The organism is Amycolatopsis sp. (assembly GCF_035276945.1).
Lineage (GTDB): Bacteria > Actinomycetota > Actinomycetes > Mycobacteriales > Pseudonocardiaceae > Amycolatopsis_E.
Genome location: NZ_DATELF010000046.1, coordinates 40320 through 57446 on the forward strand (window position 1 = coordinate 40320; position 17127 = coordinate 57446).

The 17127-nt window shown below is 68.8% G+C and carries 16 protein-coding genes and 1 pseudogene; 14 read left to right on the plus strand and 3 right to left on the minus strand.

The window, feature by feature from the left end; translation table 11 throughout:
* The first annotated feature begins 44 nt into the window (after positions 1–44).
* Positions 45–695, plus strand: coding sequence for a TetR/AcrR family transcriptional regulator (locus VJT49_RS07045; RefSeq protein WP_414635853.1), 651 nt, complete (start codon positions 45–47; stop codon positions 693–695).
* Here the strand turns inward: VJT49_RS07045 and VJT49_RS07050 are convergent.
* Together VJT49_RS07050 and VJT49_RS07055 are read right to left on the minus strand one after the other, a co-directional pair.
* Entirely contained in the window at positions 692–2092 is a 1401-nt protein-coding gene (locus VJT49_RS07050; RefSeq protein WP_324163894.1) for an adenylosuccinate lyase family protein, read from the minus strand. The two genes, VJT49_RS07045 and VJT49_RS07050, sit on opposite strands and share 4 nt — an antisense overlap.
* On the minus strand, positions 2089–3966 hold the full coding sequence (locus VJT49_RS07055; protein WP_324163895.1) for an FAD/NAD(P)-binding protein: 1878 nt from the start codon (positions 3964–3966) through the stop codon (positions 2089–2091). Before VJT49_RS07055 ends, VJT49_RS07050 begins: the two co-directional genes overlap by 4 nt.
* Positions 3967–4254: 288 nt before the next feature.
* On the opposite strand from VJT49_RS07055, the gene VJT49_RS07060 reads away from it, so the two are divergent.
* Positions 4255–4830 (plus strand): hypothetical protein, encoded by a 576-nt coding sequence (locus VJT49_RS07060; RefSeq protein WP_324163896.1) that lies wholly within the window; start codon positions 4255–4257, stop codon positions 4828–4830.
* A 35-nt stretch (positions 4831–4865) separates the two neighbouring features.
* On the opposite strand, the gene VJT49_RS07065 is transcribed toward VJT49_RS07060, so the two are convergent.
* Positions 4866–5885: an LLM class flavin-dependent oxidoreductase gene (locus VJT49_RS07065; RefSeq protein ID WP_324163897.1), complete on the minus strand. Its 1020-nt coding sequence runs from the start codon at positions 5883–5885 to the stop codon at positions 4866–4868.
* Between the two features lie 335 nt (positions 5886–6220).
* On the opposite strand from VJT49_RS07065, the gene VJT49_RS07070 reads away from it, so the two are divergent.
* The 12 genes and pseudogenes from VJT49_RS07070 (at position 6221) to VJT49_RS07125 (ending at position 17121) form a co-directional block, all read left to right on the plus strand.
* Entirely contained in the window at positions 6221–7486 is a 1266-nt protein-coding gene (locus VJT49_RS07070; protein ID WP_324163898.1) for a branched-chain amino acid ABC transporter substrate-binding protein, read from the plus strand.
* Positions 7487–7585: 99 nt separating this feature from the next.
* Positions 7586–8626, plus strand: a complete 1041-nt coding sequence (locus VJT49_RS07075) for a branched-chain amino acid ABC transporter permease (protein ID WP_324163899.1) — start codon at positions 7586–7588, stop codon at positions 8624–8626.
* Between the two features lie 4 nt (positions 8627–8630).
* The gene (locus VJT49_RS07080; RefSeq protein WP_324163900.1) at positions 8631–9884 is read left to right on the plus strand and encodes a branched-chain amino acid ABC transporter permease; all 1254 of its coding nucleotides are present in this window, start codon (positions 8631–8633) and stop codon (positions 9882–9884) included.
* A 5-nt stretch (positions 9885–9889) separates the two neighbouring features.
* Positions 9890–10693, plus strand: a complete 804-nt coding sequence (locus VJT49_RS07085; RefSeq protein WP_324163901.1) for an ABC transporter ATP-binding protein — start codon at positions 9890–9892, stop codon at positions 10691–10693.
* A 32-nt stretch (positions 10694–10725) separates the two neighbouring features.
* The gene (locus tag VJT49_RS07090) at positions 10726–11430 is read left to right on the plus strand and encodes an ABC transporter ATP-binding protein (RefSeq protein ID WP_324164015.1); all 705 of its coding nucleotides are present in this window, start codon (positions 10726–10728) and stop codon (positions 11428–11430) included.
* Positions 11431–12166: 736 nt separating this feature from the next.
* Positions 12167–12328, plus strand: coding sequence for a hypothetical protein (locus VJT49_RS07095; RefSeq protein ID WP_324163902.1), 162 nt, complete (start codon positions 12167–12169; stop codon positions 12326–12328).
* A 43-nt stretch (positions 12329–12371) separates the two neighbouring features.
* A complete protein-coding gene (locus tag VJT49_RS07100) occupies positions 12372–12899 on the plus strand; it encodes a DUF6879 family protein (RefSeq protein WP_324163903.1) in 528 nt (175 codons plus the stop codon).
* Positions 12896–13051, plus strand: a pseudogene (locus tag VJT49_RS35105) (helix-turn-helix domain-containing protein); the annotation flags it as partial. The gene VJT49_RS07100 and the pseudogene VJT49_RS35105, both read left to right, overlap by 4 nt.
* 22 nt (positions 13052–13073) lie before the next feature.
* Positions 13074–13739 carry a DUF5753 domain-containing protein gene (locus tag VJT49_RS07110; RefSeq protein ID WP_324163904.1) on the plus strand — a complete coding sequence of 222 codons (666 nt, stop codon included), beginning with the start codon at positions 13074–13076 and terminating at the stop codon, positions 13737–13739.
* 138 nt (positions 13740–13877) lie between these two features.
* Positions 13878–14345 (plus strand): hypothetical protein, encoded by a 468-nt coding sequence (locus tag VJT49_RS07115; protein ID WP_324163905.1) that lies wholly within the window; start codon positions 13878–13880, stop codon positions 14343–14345.
* A gap of 221 nt (positions 14346–14566) precedes the next feature.
* Positions 14567–15106, plus strand: coding sequence for a LamG-like jellyroll fold domain-containing protein (locus tag VJT49_RS07120; RefSeq protein ID WP_324163906.1), 540 nt, complete (start codon positions 14567–14569; stop codon positions 15104–15106).
* 272 nt (positions 15107–15378) lie between these two features.
* Entirely contained in the window at positions 15379–17121 is a 1743-nt protein-coding gene (locus VJT49_RS07125; RefSeq protein WP_324163907.1) for a sensor histidine kinase, read from the plus strand.
* Positions 17122–17127: the final 6 nt, after the last annotated feature.

Here is a 17127-nt window from a genome sequence, read left to right on the forward strand (position 1 = left end):
ACGCTGCCGTACCATAGCCGGCAAGGAAGGCGGTGACGTGCGGCGTGACCACAGCGAAGACCAGGGGGCGCGGCCTGCCGGACCGGGCGGCGCGCGATGACGACCCGGGCGGGTTCCGGCGGCGGCTGCTCGACGCACTGGCCGAGTGCATCGCCGAGGACGGCTACCGCCGGACCACGGTCGCCGACGTCGTCCGCCGCGCCCGTACCTCGCGACGCACGTTCTACCAGTACTTTTCCGACAAAGAGGCCTGCTTCGTCGCCCTTCTCACCGACACGAACCAGGAGGTGATCCGGCACATCTCCGCCGCGGTGGATCCGAAGGCGCCCTGGGGAACCCAGATCAGGCAGGCGGTCGAGGCCTGGATCTCCGCCGCCAAATCCGCACCCGCCCTCACGGTGAGCTGGATCCGGGACGTGCCGGCTCTCGGCGAGGCCGCCCGCGGCCTGCAGCGCACCGTGATGGACGAGTTCGTCACCATGATCCAGACGCTCTCCGACACCGGCGAGCTGCGCGCCGCCGGGATCCATTCGCCGTCGCGATGCCTGGTGATCATCCTGCTCGGCGGCCTGCGCGAGTTGATGGCCACCACCGTCGAGGACGGCGGGAACATCGGCGACGTCACCGACCTCGCGGTCCAGGCCTCCATCGCCCTCCTCGCCCCTGACCCGGGTCAGGGGCGGGCTTTCGCCTAGGGCCTGTCGATCTCATCGGCGCTGAGGGCGCGGTCCACGAGGGCGTCGGCCGCGCCCAGGTAGCCGTCCGGGTCGAGCAATCGCTCCAGCGTGCCGGGATCGAACCGTGCCGCCACAGCGGGTTCCGCCGCCAGCACCTCGGCGAGCGGCACATCGCGGGTGGCCGCCTTGCTCGCCGCGGCCGAGACGATCCGTTTCGCCTCGGCCTTGCCCAGCTTCGGGGCCAACCGTGCGGACAGTCGCTCGGCGACGATCCCGCCGCGGGTGGCCATCAGGTTGGCTCGCATCCGCTCGGGGAACACGCGCAGGCCGGCCACGAGCTCCAGCGCGGTGTGCGCGGCGCCCCCGGCGAGGCGCAGGCACTCGCGCAGCGGCTGCCACTCGGCGTGCCACGCTCCGCCGGAGCGCTCGTCCTCGGCCAGCATGCAGTGCGCCAGGGTCGCGGCCAGCCCGGGTGCCTGGATCGCCGCCGACCGGATCATGGTGGCCAGGGCCGGGTTCTGCTTCTGCGGCATCGCCGACGAGACGCCTCGCCCGGCGGCCGTCGGCTCGGCCAGTTCGGCGACCTCGGTGCGGCACAGGGACTGGACATCGACGGCGATCTTGCCGAGCGCGCCGGTCAGCAGCGCGCACCACGCGCCGACGTCGGCGAACGGAAAGCGCAGCGCGTGCCACGGCACAACGGGCTCGGCAAGGCCCAGTTCCCGCGCGTACGCGGAGATGAGATCCCCGGCGTAGGTGGGCGGCACGGGCTGGTCGAGACCGAAGTACAGGGCGGCGTATTCCAAGTAGGCGGCCATCGTGCCCGCCGCGCCACCGAGCTGCACCGGAAGTCCGCGGCGGACGAGATGTTCGGCCCTGGCGTCCACCTCGCGGACGAGCTGCAGCCAGCCGGCCGCCTTCAGGCCGAACGTCGTGGGCACGGCGTGCTGGGTCAGCGTGCGGCCCGGCATCGCGGTCCGGCGGTGCCTCCTGGCCAGCGCCGTGAGCGCTCCGGCCAGCTCGGCGAGGTCGGCCCGCACGTGCCGCAGCACCTGGGCGGTCACCAGGCACGCGGCGGTGTCCAGCACGTCCTGGCTGGTGGAGCCGCGGTGCACGTACTCCGCGGCGTCCGGGTCCACGGCGGCCAGCCTGGCGGTGATCTCTTCCACCACCGCGACGACGGGATTGGCCGCACCCCTGGCGCGGACGGCGAGATCGGCGAGATCGAAACGCTCGTCGTCGACGATCTTGGTGATCGCGTTGGCGGCCGTGACGGGAACGGTGCCGAGGCCGGCCTGCGCACGGGCAAGCCCCGCCTCCGCCGCGCACATCCCGCGCAGCCAGGCCTCGTCGGAGGTCAGGTCCTCCACCGGGGTGCCCGCCCGTACCGGGGAAAGCAAGCCGTAGTCGCTCATGCCGGAATCCTCCTGAGTGGTTCGTGGTGGTCGGTGCGGCGCGCGCCCAGCGCCGCCCTGGCGATCGCGTCGGCGTCGCCGAGGGTCGCCGAGTCCGAGCACGGCCGGACCCCGACCGCGGTGGCCCAGTGCACCGATTCGGTCGGGACGCCGAGCGCGTAAAGGCCTTGCTTCGCGATGCCGTCGGCGGCGATGACCCGGCCGGGCCGCGGGGTGACGTCGAGGCCACCGGTCTCCAGGAAACCGCCGTCGGCGGCGGGCACGCGGTGTGGGCGGCACCGGCCGGACGCCAGAAGACGGCGCAGCAGTTCGTCGTCGGCGGTGCGGACGTCGGTCGCGGGCATGCGCGCGTCCACGACCACGCGTACCGGCACCGGAGTGCGCACCACATCCGACTCCGCGAGGAACGTGCCCGCCCCGGTGTCCATGCGCACGGAAGTGCCGGGACCGAGGACGGTCAGCACCCCCGCCGAGATCAGCGCGGCCATCTCCTCGATCCGCCGGGCGGGCGGCCCGATGGACAGGAACGTGTTGAGCGGGCTGAACCACCGCTCGAGATCGTCCCGGTGGGACCGGGCGTGCAGACCGCTGTGGTCGACCACGGCCCTGATCTCGTTACGCAGATCGCGGAGCACGTCGAGCGCGGCCTTGACCGGCCCGCGCACGTTGCCTTCGTTCGCCCGCGCCACGTCGTCGCGCAGGTGCCGCACCAGCCAGGTCTGGAAGTGCCCTGGCGAGCGGAACCGCAGGTGGTCGAAGGGGCGTTCCACCCGATCCCAGTTCCACCGCGACCGGCCGGGCACGCCGTAGGAGTCGAGAAGCGCCGTTTCGTCTTCGCCGTGTTCGCAGGCCCGGTAGCGGCGGGCGAACCGCGCGACCTCGTCGCTGGTGAAGCCGGCGGACAGCAGCGTCGTGTAGTAGACCGTTTCGACTTCTTTGGCGATCAGCGGCCACACCTCGGCACGGAAATCCACCGGCCGAATGCGCAGCGCGCGTGCGACCTGGGCCGACAACACCACCGGATGGTGGCGGCCCTGGGCCCCCTTCTGGTTCGCACCACGGGCGTGCAGGGGAATCCCGCGGCGTGACCCGGCGTACAGCGAGGGTTCGAGGCCGGACGGATGGTAGACAAGGACGTCGCCCTCGCGGGCGAATGTCCCGCCACGGCCGCTGGTGAGCGTCGCGAGGTGATCGAAGAAGTTCAGGCCGAGTCCCAGCAGGAGCACCGGTTCCCCGGGCCGCACCCGGGAAAGGTCGGTGTCCGCGGGGTTTCCCGGCGGCACATAGCGCAGGTCGTGGGCGGCCGCGAAGTCGGCGAACTCCCGCCGGCGTGCGTCCGGCCGGGTGGGCAGGTGTCCCTGGGCGAGGACGACCGCGTCCAGTTCCTCCAGCGCCTTCCCGTCGGCCAGCCGCACGGACCATCCGGCGCTGTCCTTCGTCACCTCCGTGGCGCGCTGCCGGTGCCGCTCCACCCGCATTCCGGCCGGTGCACGCCGGAGGACCTCGCCGAAGGCCCACTTGAGGTAGTGGCCGTAGAACGCCCGCGGCGCATAGGAATCCGGGCCGAGGCTCCTGGCCTGCGCCCGGATCGTGTCGTCGTCACCGCGGCTCGACGTGGAGGCGACCTGCCGGGACCACTCGTACAGGGACGGGCCGCGCCTGACCGGTCCGCGCATCCGCACGCTGTCGTCGGTGAAAACGGTTACCTGCGAACACACGGTGTTCATCAGGAAATGGCTGGGTTGCGCGGGATTCCACACCGCGCCTGGGCCGTGTTCGGCGGGATCGACCACGTGCACGACCAGCCTCCCGCCGCCGGGGGGCGAGAAGTTGGCGCAGAGCCGCTCCAGCACCGAGAGTCCTCTCGGCCCCATGCCAACCACGCAGATCCGATGTTCGTTCACAGAATGTGAACAATGCGCGCTGGCCTGTGTGTTGAAGGTGAGAAACCGGACGGACGGATCTGAACCGGCTCACCCCGCCTCGCGTGTTCCTCGCCAGTTTCGCGTCGGAGTGCACGTCATTTCAGAAAACGCGAGATCAGCCCCGGGCCGCCGTGATCGTCGACCGACAGCCGACGACGAGCGTCAAAGGCCCGGTCACCCGCACACGTGCTTTGCGCGAACACACGTGCTTCGAACAACACAGAGTGGAGATCCTGCGTGGACTACCGGTTGCACACCGCCGTTCACCACGGTGCCGTCGATCCCGAGCAGGTGTTCACCGAACTGTTCTCGACATCGGTGCGCGCCTTCTGGGTCGAGCGCCGATCGCGGTTCTCCTTCCTCGGTGACGACACCGGCCCGCTGACCGAGTTCTGCGGTTACGACGAAGGGACCGGTACCGTCACGGTGGAACGCGCGGGCTGCCCGGTGGCGCGCCTGCGCGAGGACGTCAACCGTTACCTGGGCCGCAGGCTGGCGCAGCGCCGGTGCGTACCACCGCACCTGCCGTTCGGCTTCGTCGGCGGCTGGGTCGGGTCTTCAGCGGGGGAGGGCTGGCTGTTCGCCGACCGCGTGGTCGTCGTGGACCGCGCGGGCAAGGCCGCCTACCTGTTGTGTCTCGCGGAAAACTCCGCGCCCGCGGCCGCCGATGCGGCCGAATGGCTCGAGGTCACGCGGTCGTTCCTGGCCGCGCTGCCGATGCACGAAACACAGGTGCCTTCCGCGCCGGTCCGCGATCGCTGGCTTCTGCGGGGTCAGGACGGCGACACCGTGGACCTGCTGTCGTGTCACTGAGCGGGGTCTGGGCGCCGTGCCCCGCGGAAGCACGGTTATCGCTTGGGCTGCCAGCCGAGTTCGGGACCGAGCTTGGTGGCCAGGTCGGAGAGGATCTGCACGTAGTCCTCGTGGTCGAAGGTGAACGGCAGCGCGAACGCGACTTCGTCGATCTCCCGGAACGCGGCGAGCGAGTAAAGCTGTTCGGCGATTTCCGCGGAGGTGCCCAGAAGGTCGGGTGCGAACATCATGCGCGCGGGTCCCTGGGGCGACGCCGTACGCGGCATGCGCTTCCGTACGTATTCGGCGTACTTGGCGCGCTGCTCCGATGAGGCGGAATCGGTCGGGATGACGACGAGTCCTTGGGAAACCCGGGCGCGGTCGCCCTCGGGATGGTGGGCGCGGAACATCCGGACATGCGAAAGCTGGATCTCGGCGAAGTCTTCCGATTCCTCGGCCTTCACCACGCTGCTGGTCAGGAAGTTCATCGCGTGCTCACCGGCCCACCGGGCCGAGCGCAGGCTTCCGCCGCCGTACCACATGCGCCGGCCCAGTCCTTCCGAGTGCGGCTGGACCCGGTCGGAGAACACTTCGAAGCCCTCGGCACCGCTGAAGTCGGTGGCCGGTTCGCCGCGCACGAAATCGAGCAGCCGCCGCACCCGCTCGTAGCTGAAGTCCTCGGCGCCGGCGGTGTCCGGGTAGAGCGCCTGCCTGACCTGGTCATAGTGCATGGGCGGGCCGACGCTGACACCGGGGTTGACGCGCCCCCCGGACAGGACGTCGACCGTGGCGAGGTCTTCGGCGAGCCGGAGCGGGTTTTCCCAGCCCAGCGGGATGACCGCGGTGCCCAGTTCGATGTGGCTGGTGCGCTGCGAGGCCGCGGCGAGGACGGCGACCGGGGACGAGATCCCGTACTGCAGGTGACGGTGCCGTACCCAGGCACTGTCGAAACCGAGCCGCTCGCCCAGCTCGATGACGTCCAGCGTCGATTCGTGGCCACGGCGAGGATCGGCGGCCTCGAACAGGCCGATGGTCAGAAACCCCAGTTTCCGCAACGGTTCCGACGGCAGCGGCACCGAGATCCTCCCGTTGGCACGAACCTGCTCGGTCCGCAGGCGCGGTAAAAGTTTAGTAGCCTCCTGTAGCCGTGAGGTTCTCGGGGTCCGTCGTCACGCGAGGCTGGTGCGTCAATTGGGTGTATTGGGAAAATAACCAACTGTTCGTAGGTGACGCGTTGTAACGGTTCAGACAACTTCGCGCCGAACCTGCCGCGATCGACCCAGGGTGTTGTCTACTTTGGCGATCTGGCTGAGTCAAGATCCGGTTACGTCACCTATCTGATACCTGAGAACGTTGCTCACGTAACACGGCACCAGCAGATTTCCCGTCCAAGTCCCCAACAAGGAGCCAGATGTCCAGAACGATCAAGTTGCTAGCCGTCGTCTCCGCGCTCGCCCTGGGTGCGAGCGCCTGCGGCGGCAGTTCCTCAGGTGGCGCGACCGGCGGCGCCAACGGCAAGACTCTCATCGTCGGCGTCGACCTGCCCATGCAGGGTGCGTCGAAGGACGCGTCCGAGTCCACGGTCAACGCGATGAAGCTCTACCTGGACCAGGTGGGCCACAAGGCAGGCAACTACACGGTCGACCTCAAGGTCTACGACGACTCGACGGCGGCCAAGGGCGCCTGGGACGACGCGACGTGCGCCAAGAACGCCCAGGACCACGTGGCCAACCCCGACGAGGTCGCGGTGATGGGCACCTACAACTCCGGGTGCGCCAAGATCGAGGTCCCGGTGCTGGACTCCGACCCCAGCGGGCCCATGTTGATGGTCTCGCACGCCAACACCAACCCCGGCCTGACCAAGCCCTGGGACCCGGGTGAGCCCGACAAGTACTACCCGGGCGGCAAGCGCAACTACGGCCGCGTCATCGCGACCGACGACTACCAGGGTTCGGCAGGCGCCCAGTTCGCCGCCAAGGATCTCGGCGTCAAGCGCTGCTACGTGCTCAACGACAACCAGACCTACGGCCAGGGTGTGGCCAAGGCGTTCGCCGACGAGGCGGCCAAGCAGGGCATCACCGTGCTCGGCAACCAGCCGTGGGACGCCAAGCAGCCGAACTACTCGGCGCTGTTCACCAGTATCAAGGCCAGCAACCCCGACTGCGTCTACCTCGGCGGCATCTTCGACAACAACGGTGGCCAGCTCGTCAAGGACAAGGTCAAGGTCCTCGGCGACAACAACGCGGTCAAGATGCTCGCTCCGGACGGCTTCACCGGCTACCCCGACCTCGACAACCTGCCCGAGGCTCAGGGCACGTACCTCACCTTCGCGGGCCTGTCCACCGAACAGCTCCGTCAGGCGGGTGGCGCCGGCGGTAAGCTGCTCGACGCCTACAAGGCCAAGTACGGCTCGGACCCGGCGACCAACTACGCGCTCTACGGCGTGCAGGCGCTGCAGATGATCCTCGAGGCGATCGCGAAGTCCGACGGCTCCCGCAAGGGCGTGCGTGACGCGGTGTTCGAGGGCAGTGGTGTGTCCGTCGCCGCGGACAAGGCCGCGGTCGGCAAGGCCATCACCATCGACCCGAAGACCGGCGATGCCAGCGTGAAGGACATTTCGGTGCTCAACCTCAAGGACAAGCAGGAGGCCTACCTCAAGGCCTGGCCATTGTCCTGAGTGGACTCTTCTCCGATGCCCCGGGGGCCGCGTGCGGTCCCCGGGGCATCCCGGTAGTGGCGCCGTCGCTCTTCTTTCCCAACCCCCGCAAGGATTCCCATGGCAGCAACAACCACTCTCGCCAGGCCGGCGCTGACCCGCCGCGACCTCGTGCAGCGGGCCGCCACCGTGGTCATCGTCGCCGGTGTCCTCGTCTGGCTCGGCCTCAACCTGACGCATGCCCCGGCACAGTTCTTCACCGCGGCCGCCGACGGGCTCAACATCGGCCTGCTGTACGCGCTCATCGCGCTCGGCTACACGATGGTCTACGGCATCATCGAGCTGATCAACTTCGCGCACGGCGACCTGTTCATGCTCGGCACCTTGTTCAGTGGACTGATGCTCACCACCGTGCTGCACCAGACCACCTCCGGCCCCGTGGCCTGGCTGCTGTTCATCGCGACGCTCGTCGTCACGATGGGCTTCTGCGGCTTCGTCAACGTCTCGATCGAGTTCCTGGCCTACCGGCGGCTGCGCCGGGCCCCCAAACTCGCTCCGCTGATCACCGCCGTGGGCATCAGCTTCATCCTTCAGTTCGTCGGCCTGAAGTGGAACGGCTCGACGCCCAAACAGTGGCCGAGCGTGCTGCCCGAGGGTGGGCTGAACCTCGCCGGTGTGCAGTTGAGCTACAGCTTCCTCGTCGTCGCCGGGGTGACCATCCCGCTGCTGCTGCTCATGCAATGGGTCGTCACCAGGACCCGGCAGGGCAAGGCGATGCGCGCCACCGCGCAGGACCAGGACGCCGCGCGGCTGATGGGCATCAACGTGAACCGGACCATCTCGTTCACGTTCATGCTCGGCGGCGCGATGGCCGGCGCGGCCGGTGTGATGTACCAGCAGGTGGTCGGCACCACCGCCTACAACCTGGGCTACCAGATGGGCCTGATCGCCTTCACCTCAGCGGTTCTCGGCGGGATCGGCAACATCACCGGCGCGGTGCTCGGTGGCGTGCTCATCGGCCTCATCCAGGGTTTCAACGATGGCCTGCCCTATGGGCTGGGACAGCAGTGGTCCCAGAGCGTAGTGTTCACCATCCTCATCCTGCTCATGGTTTTCCGGCCGGAGGGCCTGCTCGGCCGGCCGACGACGGAAAAGGTGTAGTCCAATGGCAACCGCAGCCCCAACCCCGGCGCGGCGGGTGTCGCGCCCGGCCATACCCCACCGGTTTCGCTGGCCGCTCGGCTTCGCCGTCGCGGCGCTGCTGGTGTTCCTCGCCTACTACTACCTGATCCCCAGCCTGGGTGCGGGCGCCCAGACGTTCTTCCGCACCTGGCTGCCGCTGACCTCGATCAACGAGGCGCTGGTCTGGGTGATCTGCGCGCTCGGGCTGAACATCGTGGTCGGCTACGCCGGCCTGCTCGACCTGGGTTTCGTGGCGTTCTGGGCCATCGGCGGGTACACCGCCGGCTGGCTGATGTCCAGCTTCTTCTACCAGGTCAAGATCGACTTCCTGGGGTCGGCGCTGCCGACCGTGCCCGGCATCCACCTCAGCTTCTGGCTGGTGCTCGTCATCGGCGGGGCCTTCTGCGCGTTGTGGGGCGTGATCATCGGCGCGCCGACGCTGCGGCTGAAGAGCGACTACCTCGCCCTGGTCACCCTGGGTTTCGGCGAAATCATCCCGCAGGTGTTCACCAACGGGGAGAACGTCTTCGGGTTCAACCTGTCGAACGGTACCAAGGGCATCACGCCGATCGACCCGATCAACATCGGTTCCACCAAGCTCGGCCCGTTCGACCTGGTCTGGAAGTACCTGATCTACATACTGATCGCGGCGCTGGTCATGTTCATCTCGCTCCGGATCCGCGAGGGCAGGCTGGGCCGGGCCTGGCTGGCCATCCGCGAGGACGAGCTGGCCGCGAGCATGATGGGCGTGCCGCTGATGCGCACGAAGCTGTCGGCCTACGCGGTCGGCGCGATCGCCGGCGGGCTCGCCGGGGTCGCCTTCGCCACGCACATCAGCGGCGTGCTGCCGGACCGGTTCAACTTCTCGATCTCGATCACCCTGCTGGCGATGGTCGTGCTCGGCGGCATGGGCAACGTCTGGGGCGTGACCCTGGGCGCGCTCATCCTCGCGTGGGTCAACTCGACGGGGTTGCCCCAGTTCGGCAACGCGTTCAACGCCCAGTTCGGCACGGACATCAACTTCCCGTCGTACAACTTCCTCCTGTTCGGCGGGGTGCTGGTGCTGATGATGCTGTTCCGGCGGGAGGGCCTGCTGCCGGAGTCGCGGACCAGGCTGGTGCTGCACGAACCCAGCCGCACGGACATGGAGGCACTCGGCGCCGACATGGAGGAGGCCGCGCCCGAGCTGGACGGCGAGAAGCTGGCGGCCACGGTCGGGCCGGACGAGAGTCGGTGAGGGACGTGACCACGATCGAACAGAACACGGCGCTGGCGCTGAGCGCCGAGCACATCACCGTGGCCTTCGGCGGGCTGGTGGCGGTCAACGACGTCAGCTTCACCATCCCCGAGGGCTCGGTGGTCAGCCTCATCGGCCCCAACGGCGCGGGCAAGACGACCTTCTTCAACGTGCTGACCGGTCTGTACCAGGCCACCAGCGGGCGGGTGTTCCTCGGTGACCGGGACATCAGCGGCCTGCCACCGCACCGTGTCGCCGCGCTGGGCTTGGCGCGAACCTTCCAGAACATCCGGTTGTTCGGCCTGATGACGGCGGAAGAGAACGTCAAGGTCGCGATGCACTCGCACCTGAAGTCCGGGGTGGTGCGAACGGTGCTGCGCACCCGGCGCCAGCGCCGGGAGGAGCGAGAGGCCCAGGAGGTCGCGCGGGAGCTGCTGGACTACGTCGGCATCGGGCAGACGGCCCAGGAGTACGCGCGCAACCTCTCCTACGGTGACCAGCGCCGGCTCGAGGTGGCGAGGGCACTCGCGCTCAAGCCGTCGATCCTGCTGCTCGACGAGCCGACCGCCGGCATGAACCCACAGGAGTCGGCCAGGTTCACCGAGTTCGTCCATCGGCTGCGCGCGGACAAGAACGTCTCGGTCCTGCTCATCGAGCACGACATGAGCGTCGTCATGCAGGTGTCCGACCGCATCACCGTGCTCGACCGCGGGGAGAAGATCGCCGAGGGCTCGGCGGCGGACATCCGCGCCGACCCGCGGGTCATCGAGGCCTACCTCGGCAAGGCCGGAAAGGACAAGCACTTATGACCAACGGGAACGGCGCCGCCGTGGGCGACGAGATGCTCGTCCTGGACGACATCCACGTCTACTACGGCAACATCGCCGCCGTGAAAGGGCTTTCACTGACCGTCCACGCCGGCGAGATCGTCACGCTGATCGGTTCCAACGGCGCGGGCAAGTCCACCACCCTGCGGACCATCTCGGGCCTGTTGCGGCCGCGGAAGGGCTCGGTCACCTTCGAGGGCAAGCGGCTCAACGGCGTTGCCGAGCACGAGATCGTCCGGCTCGGCATCGCCCACTCACCCGAGGGCAGGCGGATCTTCCCCAAGATGAGCGTCGGCGAGAACCTCGACCTCGGCGCGTTCCTCCGCAAGGACAAGGCGGGGATCGCCGAGGACAAGGAAAAGGTGCTCGACCTGTTCCCCCGCCTGCGCGAGCGGATCAGCCAGAAGGCGGGCACCATGTCCGGCGGCGAACAGCAGATGCTCGCCGTCGGCCGCGCCCTGATGGCCAGGCCGAAACTGCTGCTGCTCGACGAGCCGTCGATGGGGCTGGCCCCGGTGCTGGTCGACCTCATCTTCGAGACCATCGCGCGCATCCACGAGCAGGGCACCACGGTCCTGCTGGTGGAGCAGAACGCCCTCGCCGCCCTGGAGGTCGCCGACCGCGCCTACGTGCTCGAGTCGGGCTCGCTGAAACTCGCCGGGACGGCGGCGGAACTGGCCGAGGACGAGGAAGTGGTCAGCGCCTACCTCGGCGCGTGATATTTCGTCCGTTGTGGACTGTTCACGTGGCCGTCCACAACGGACTTTCTTTTCGGCGGTTGTCCTGCTCGGGACTGTTTGGTCGTGGAGTGCTCCGTCACCGTTGCCCGGCTCAGCCAAGATCCGCACTCCTCCCCGATCGGCAGCCTGAGCCGCCGTGTTCGCCCCTGCGTACCGAGTTGGCGCACGGCCTGGTAGAGGGCAGCCGCTAGCCCCGTTCTCCGCAGATGGACACGTTTCGGCTGGTCAGCGGGCTGCACCACGATGATCTCTTGGGTATCACCGCAGGTCAGCGGCTCAGGTGTGGAATACCCGGCTAGCAGCGGTACCCGACCGGGTTCGGGATGAGCGTGGTGCGGTCGGGGCAGACCGGGATGCCCTCGCGGTACGGGGCACTGGCCGCCATCGCGCGTTTGCCGCACCGCGCAACCAGCCCATCGGCCACCCGTCCGTGTCGTGCCACTGGTCGGCATCCGGCAAGACGACGTGCTGGAGGCGGACGCCGTCCCCGAGCGCGGTCACCATCCAGTGCCCTTCCTGGGCACGGGCTGTCGTCTTGCCGCTCACTCTGCTCGTCGCGCTGGACATCGCGCCTCCTGGGTAGCTCTCCGGATGAGCAATCAGTGTGCCTAGATGAGAAAACAACTGGTGTGGCTCACTCCGATGGTGGACACAGCCGTGCCGACAACTGGTCTTCGATGAGACAGAGGAGCAAACTCGATCACCTGGAGGTCTTGTGAAGATCACGTACATAGCCACCGAATCCGGCAAGACGGGGTGCCCATCGCTGTTCGCTACCGAACGGGGTACCTACCTCGTCCAAGGCTGGAAAAGCACCGACCCTGAAGCCCTCGCCGAACTGCGCAGACACGCGGCCTACCCGACCATGAAGACGTGATCGAGATCCCGGCCGTTCTCGCCAGGCACTTCCCGGTGGGCTGATGCCCGAACTGACGCCGCGAGCCGACTTCGAACGGCTCTTTGACACCTTCCGCTCGTCCGCCTGGCGGCTGGAGTGCCAGGGGGTCTACCGCGAACCCGAGGAAACCGAACCGCTGCGGCGCTTCCTGGTAGGCGAGCCAGACGACCTCGCGTGGTATGCCGACTGGCCGGAGTGGGTTCGCGGCGTCAGAGCATCCGGTCGCACGATCGGACGGGTACGGGTCCTCACCGATCCTCTCACCGACTACCTCCGCTTCGAACTGGAACGGCTCACCCCGCCCGCTCTCGCTGGCGGAGAGGACATCCGCATCCTGTCCGCAATCGAGTTCGCAGCGCTCGACGTACCGCAGGAGGACTTCTGGATCTTCGACGAGAAGATCGTGGGAATCCTGCACTTCGGCGACACGGGAGTTACCGGCGTCGAGATGGTGACCGGACCGGATAGGGTCGCGGAGTTCATCGAACGGAAACGCCGGACCATCGGCGCGTCCTGGACCTATCGCGACTGGACAACAGGAAGGCTATGACCGCTTTCGAGAAACGCCGCCGGGAGTTCGTTGACCAACTGCGCCACCGCCGAGAGCGCGCCGGACTGACCGGAATCGAACTGGCGGACGCTCTCGGCTGGACCAACTCCAAGGTGTCGAAGATCGAGCGCGGTCGGCAAACTCCCGCCGACGGCGATGTCGTCGCCTGGCTCGATGCCTTGGGCACGCCCGAAGACGAGATGGCCGCCCTGCGCGACCAGTTGCGGGACCTTCGCGTCGAGCAACTGTCCCTGGCGTCGGCAGGTCCGCGAAGGACACCGCCAGCGCCAACAACAAGACCTGACCGACGAGCAGGCCGCCACAACCATTCGCGCCGTCGATACGGCCGCTGTTCCCGGCCTGCTCCAAACTCCCGACTACGCCCGCCACGTTTTCGAGTCACAAGCCGCTCCGCTCGGCACGTCGACAAGCGACATTGACGACGCCGTGCGCGTCCGTATGCAGCGGCAGAACGTGCTTTACGCTCCGGGCAAGACGATTCAGATCCTGATGGCCGAGACCGCGTTGGTCAACCCGGTCCGTCCGGCCGGAATCATGGCCGGTCAGCTCGACCGGCTGACGGTGGCCGTTGGCCCGCCCAATGTCGAGTTCCGCATCCTGCCTGTCGGTCGCACCGTGCGGCACGTCCTCTGGCGCGGCTACTGGATCGTTGACGACGTGGTGCTGATCGAGACCGTTTCCGACGAACTGCGCATCCGTGACCCCGATCAGGTCGCCATCTACACCAGGCTCGCCGATCGGCTGTGGGACCAGGCCGACGAGGGCGACGACGCCCGGCGCATCCTCGCCGAGACCGCCGCCAGGCTGCGTGTGACATGAAGAATCCCCTCGGCCAACTTGTAACCGAGGGCTCGCAGCTGAGCAGCGCGTCCACGACCCACCCACCCGAACCGCCGCATAACCACACACCCGAGTAGAACACCCGGACGGAAAACCCCACCGCCCGGGGAATCCGGGGTGAACTGTTGCCGGTCCCAACCGGACAGTAGCCGCGGCGACATCTACGACGGTCACACCTACACCGGTCCCGGAACGCCTTCGCGGACCGGCACGCGGGCCGCGGTGGACGGCGAGCACGGCGGGCTGGGACTCAAAGTGGACGGTCACCAGTATGACCCGGCGGGCAGCTTCGCGTACGAGATGGAGCCGGACAGCGCCACGCTGACCCGCCGCTACGGTGAACTTCAGCGAAGGCTTTCGCTGGTGGCACAACGATGCGGCGTCTCGGCCGGGTTCTACACCCAGGCCACCGACGTCGAAAAGGCGGTAAACGGTTTCTTCACCTACGACCGGCAGGTGAAGAAGATGGACTTCGCGGCGGTGTGGGCGGCGAACGTCGCGCTCGTCAAGGGCGCGACGGGCGGACCGGTGCCCGGTCCGGTTGTCCCGCCTGGCACGCCGGGCCTCGACGGTGTTGCCGCGTAGCCGTTCGACGAGAACGCGGGCACGGTCGCGAAGGACGTCGCCGGGGGCACGACGCCTCGCTGATCGGCGGCGGGTCCTCGACGGCCGGGACCGCCGGTTCCGCCTTGGCCACCAACGGTTCCGGCCGGTTCACCGGACACCTCGGCGGCACTGGTGGACACCGGAAAGCAGCTACAGCGTGGCCGCGTGGGCGAAGTTCACCGACCAACGGTTTCCAGACGGTGGTCAGCCAGGACGGCGGCGACCACGGCGGATTCTACCTGGAGTACTCGGGTGCCGACCACAGGCTGGCGTTCAGTTTCGCCGGCACCAGGGTGCCGACCCCGGCGGCGCCCGGGGCGAACCGCTGGTACCACCTCGGCGGCGTCCGTGACGCGGCGTCGGGCGCGATGAAACTCCACGTTGGCGGCCGGCCGGTCGGGACGAGGAACGTGTGCCTCGGCGACGCGTCGGCCGGACACACGGTGATCGGGCGCGGCCAGTACGGCGGCAGTCCGGTCGACTTCGCCAACGGCGCGATCGATCGGTCCACGTCTACGACCGGGCCCTGTCCAACGCGGAAGTGGCCGCGCTCTGCGCCAGCGGAAGGTGATCAGCGCCGCGACTCCAGCGGCCGGTCGCCTTCTGCCTGCCTGCCCATCCGCGGCCACCGTGTCTGTGCGCCGGACGACCAGTTGCGGCTGGTTGCGGACGGTGCGCCCGGCGGGCGGGGGGACGCCGGGCCGGCCACCCGGAGCCGCTCAGGACCCCTGACCCACTGAAGCCGGGCCGCCCTCCGGGCGTTCGAGTAATATCAACCCGCCCTGATCAGGGGCTGCGCGGAAGACGTGTGTGGTGCGACGGAACCGGCGCCCCGTGCGCTTACCCGAGTAGCTCGTCGGCGAGGTGGCCGATACAGCCGGTGACCGCCGCCGAGGACCAAGGAGTTCATGGACGCTGATGACTTCAAGATCGATTCGCTGTTTCCCTCACGGCCCGTGACAGGGCCACGTGTGAACGGTGGGCACCGGCACCCGGACGAGGAGGAGGATCAGTGAGCCCGGAGGAAGACTTCGACTACTACGGCTCCGACCTGCCCGATCGGGACATCCAGCCGCTGTGGGAGGTGGGCCCGGCCAGTGCCGACCCGGTCCCGGACCGCGCCGCGCCCGTCGAAGATCGACCCGCGCCGGCCACGACCGGGTCCTGGACGTACGACACCGCTCCCGCCGAGGACGCCGGTGGAGCCGGCGCGATCGAGCGCGGGGGAGCGGCGGGGGAATCCGCCGAGCTGGTGACCGCCTTGTCCCGCCGCAACCAGAACCTGGTGGAACGGCAGCGGCTGCTGATCGAGCAGCTGGAGCGCGACATCGACGACCCGGACCAGCTGGCCGCCCTGTTCCAGCTCGACCGCCTTGCCACCCGGATGCGGCGCAACATCGACAACCTGATGGTGCTCGCCGGCACCGAGTCCGCCCGCCCGCTGGACAAACCGGCCGTCCTCGGCGACGTGCTGTGGGCGGCGGTGGCCGAGATCGAGCACTACGAGCGTGTGGTCATCGACCCCCCACCACGGGCCAGCATCGTCTGCTACGCGGCCAATGACCTGGTACGGCTGATCGCGGAACTGCTCGACAACGCCACCGCGTTCTCGGACCCGGAGGCCCGGGTGACGGTGGTGACCCGGATTTTCGAAGGCGGGGGTGGCGTGCAGATCGACATCGTCGATCAGGGCATGGGCATGACCGAGGCCGAGCTCGCCGACGCGAACCTCCGGCTGACCGACCCGGTGATGGGCGATCTCGCGGCCGCGCGCCCGCTGGGCCTGTTCATGGCCGGCAGGCTGGCCGCCCGGCACGGCATCGCGGTCACGCTGCACGGCGGCAGGGAGGTCGCCGGCCTGCGGGCGGGCGTGACCGTGCCGGCCGACCTGGTGATCGAACTCAAGGAGACGGTTCCGCTTTCCGCGCCGGTCCTTGACGAGCCGGCCAACGAGCCCGCCGCGAAGCCGCCTCCCGAGCGTGACGACACCCGTTATGATGCCTGGCTGGGCACGCTGACCGGTCTCGCCGAGGATCCGGAGCCGGCCGGTGACGCCGGCTGGGCGCAGGATTCCGGCTCGCTGGGATACGCCGAACGCGAACCGGAGGCCGAGGCGGCACCGCGGTGGCGCGAGCCGGAACCCGTGGAACCCGAGCCTGCCGAGGTTTCGCTCAGCGACTGGTGGGACGCCGAAAACCCGGTGGCTCCCGAGCCCTCGCTACCGGAACGTGTGGAGTCCACGCCGATCTTCGAGATGATTTCGGCGTGGTTCCGCGACGAGCCCGGCCAGCCTCCGGAGGCGGCGCGGGCGGCGGAAGCCACCAGCGGATGGGACTTCGCGGCGGACGTGGGATTCCGCGCGGTCCAGGCGGCGTCGCAGTCCGAGCCGACCAGCTACACCGAGGCGGGACTGCCGCGCCGCCGTCGTGGCGAACAGCTCATGCCCGGCGGGATCATCGCGGCCGCCGGCACGAACGTCCCGAAGCGGCTGCCGGAGCCCGGCCAGTCCATCCCCGTGCGCGACGCGGACGATGTCCGGGGCCGCCTGAGCAGCTTCCAGCGAGGCGTCAACCGTGCCCGGCACGCGGCGTGCGAACAGCCCGCCCAGGAGAGCCCGGACGAACCGGCGGCGTGGTCGTTCAACGCCGAGGAGAATCGGACGCCCCGGGAGCCTTCGAGGGGTCTACGGCCGGGAGCGCGGCGAGGGCGGCACCGGGCCGACCCCTCCACCGACCCGGGCGGCGACACCCGCTGACCCCTT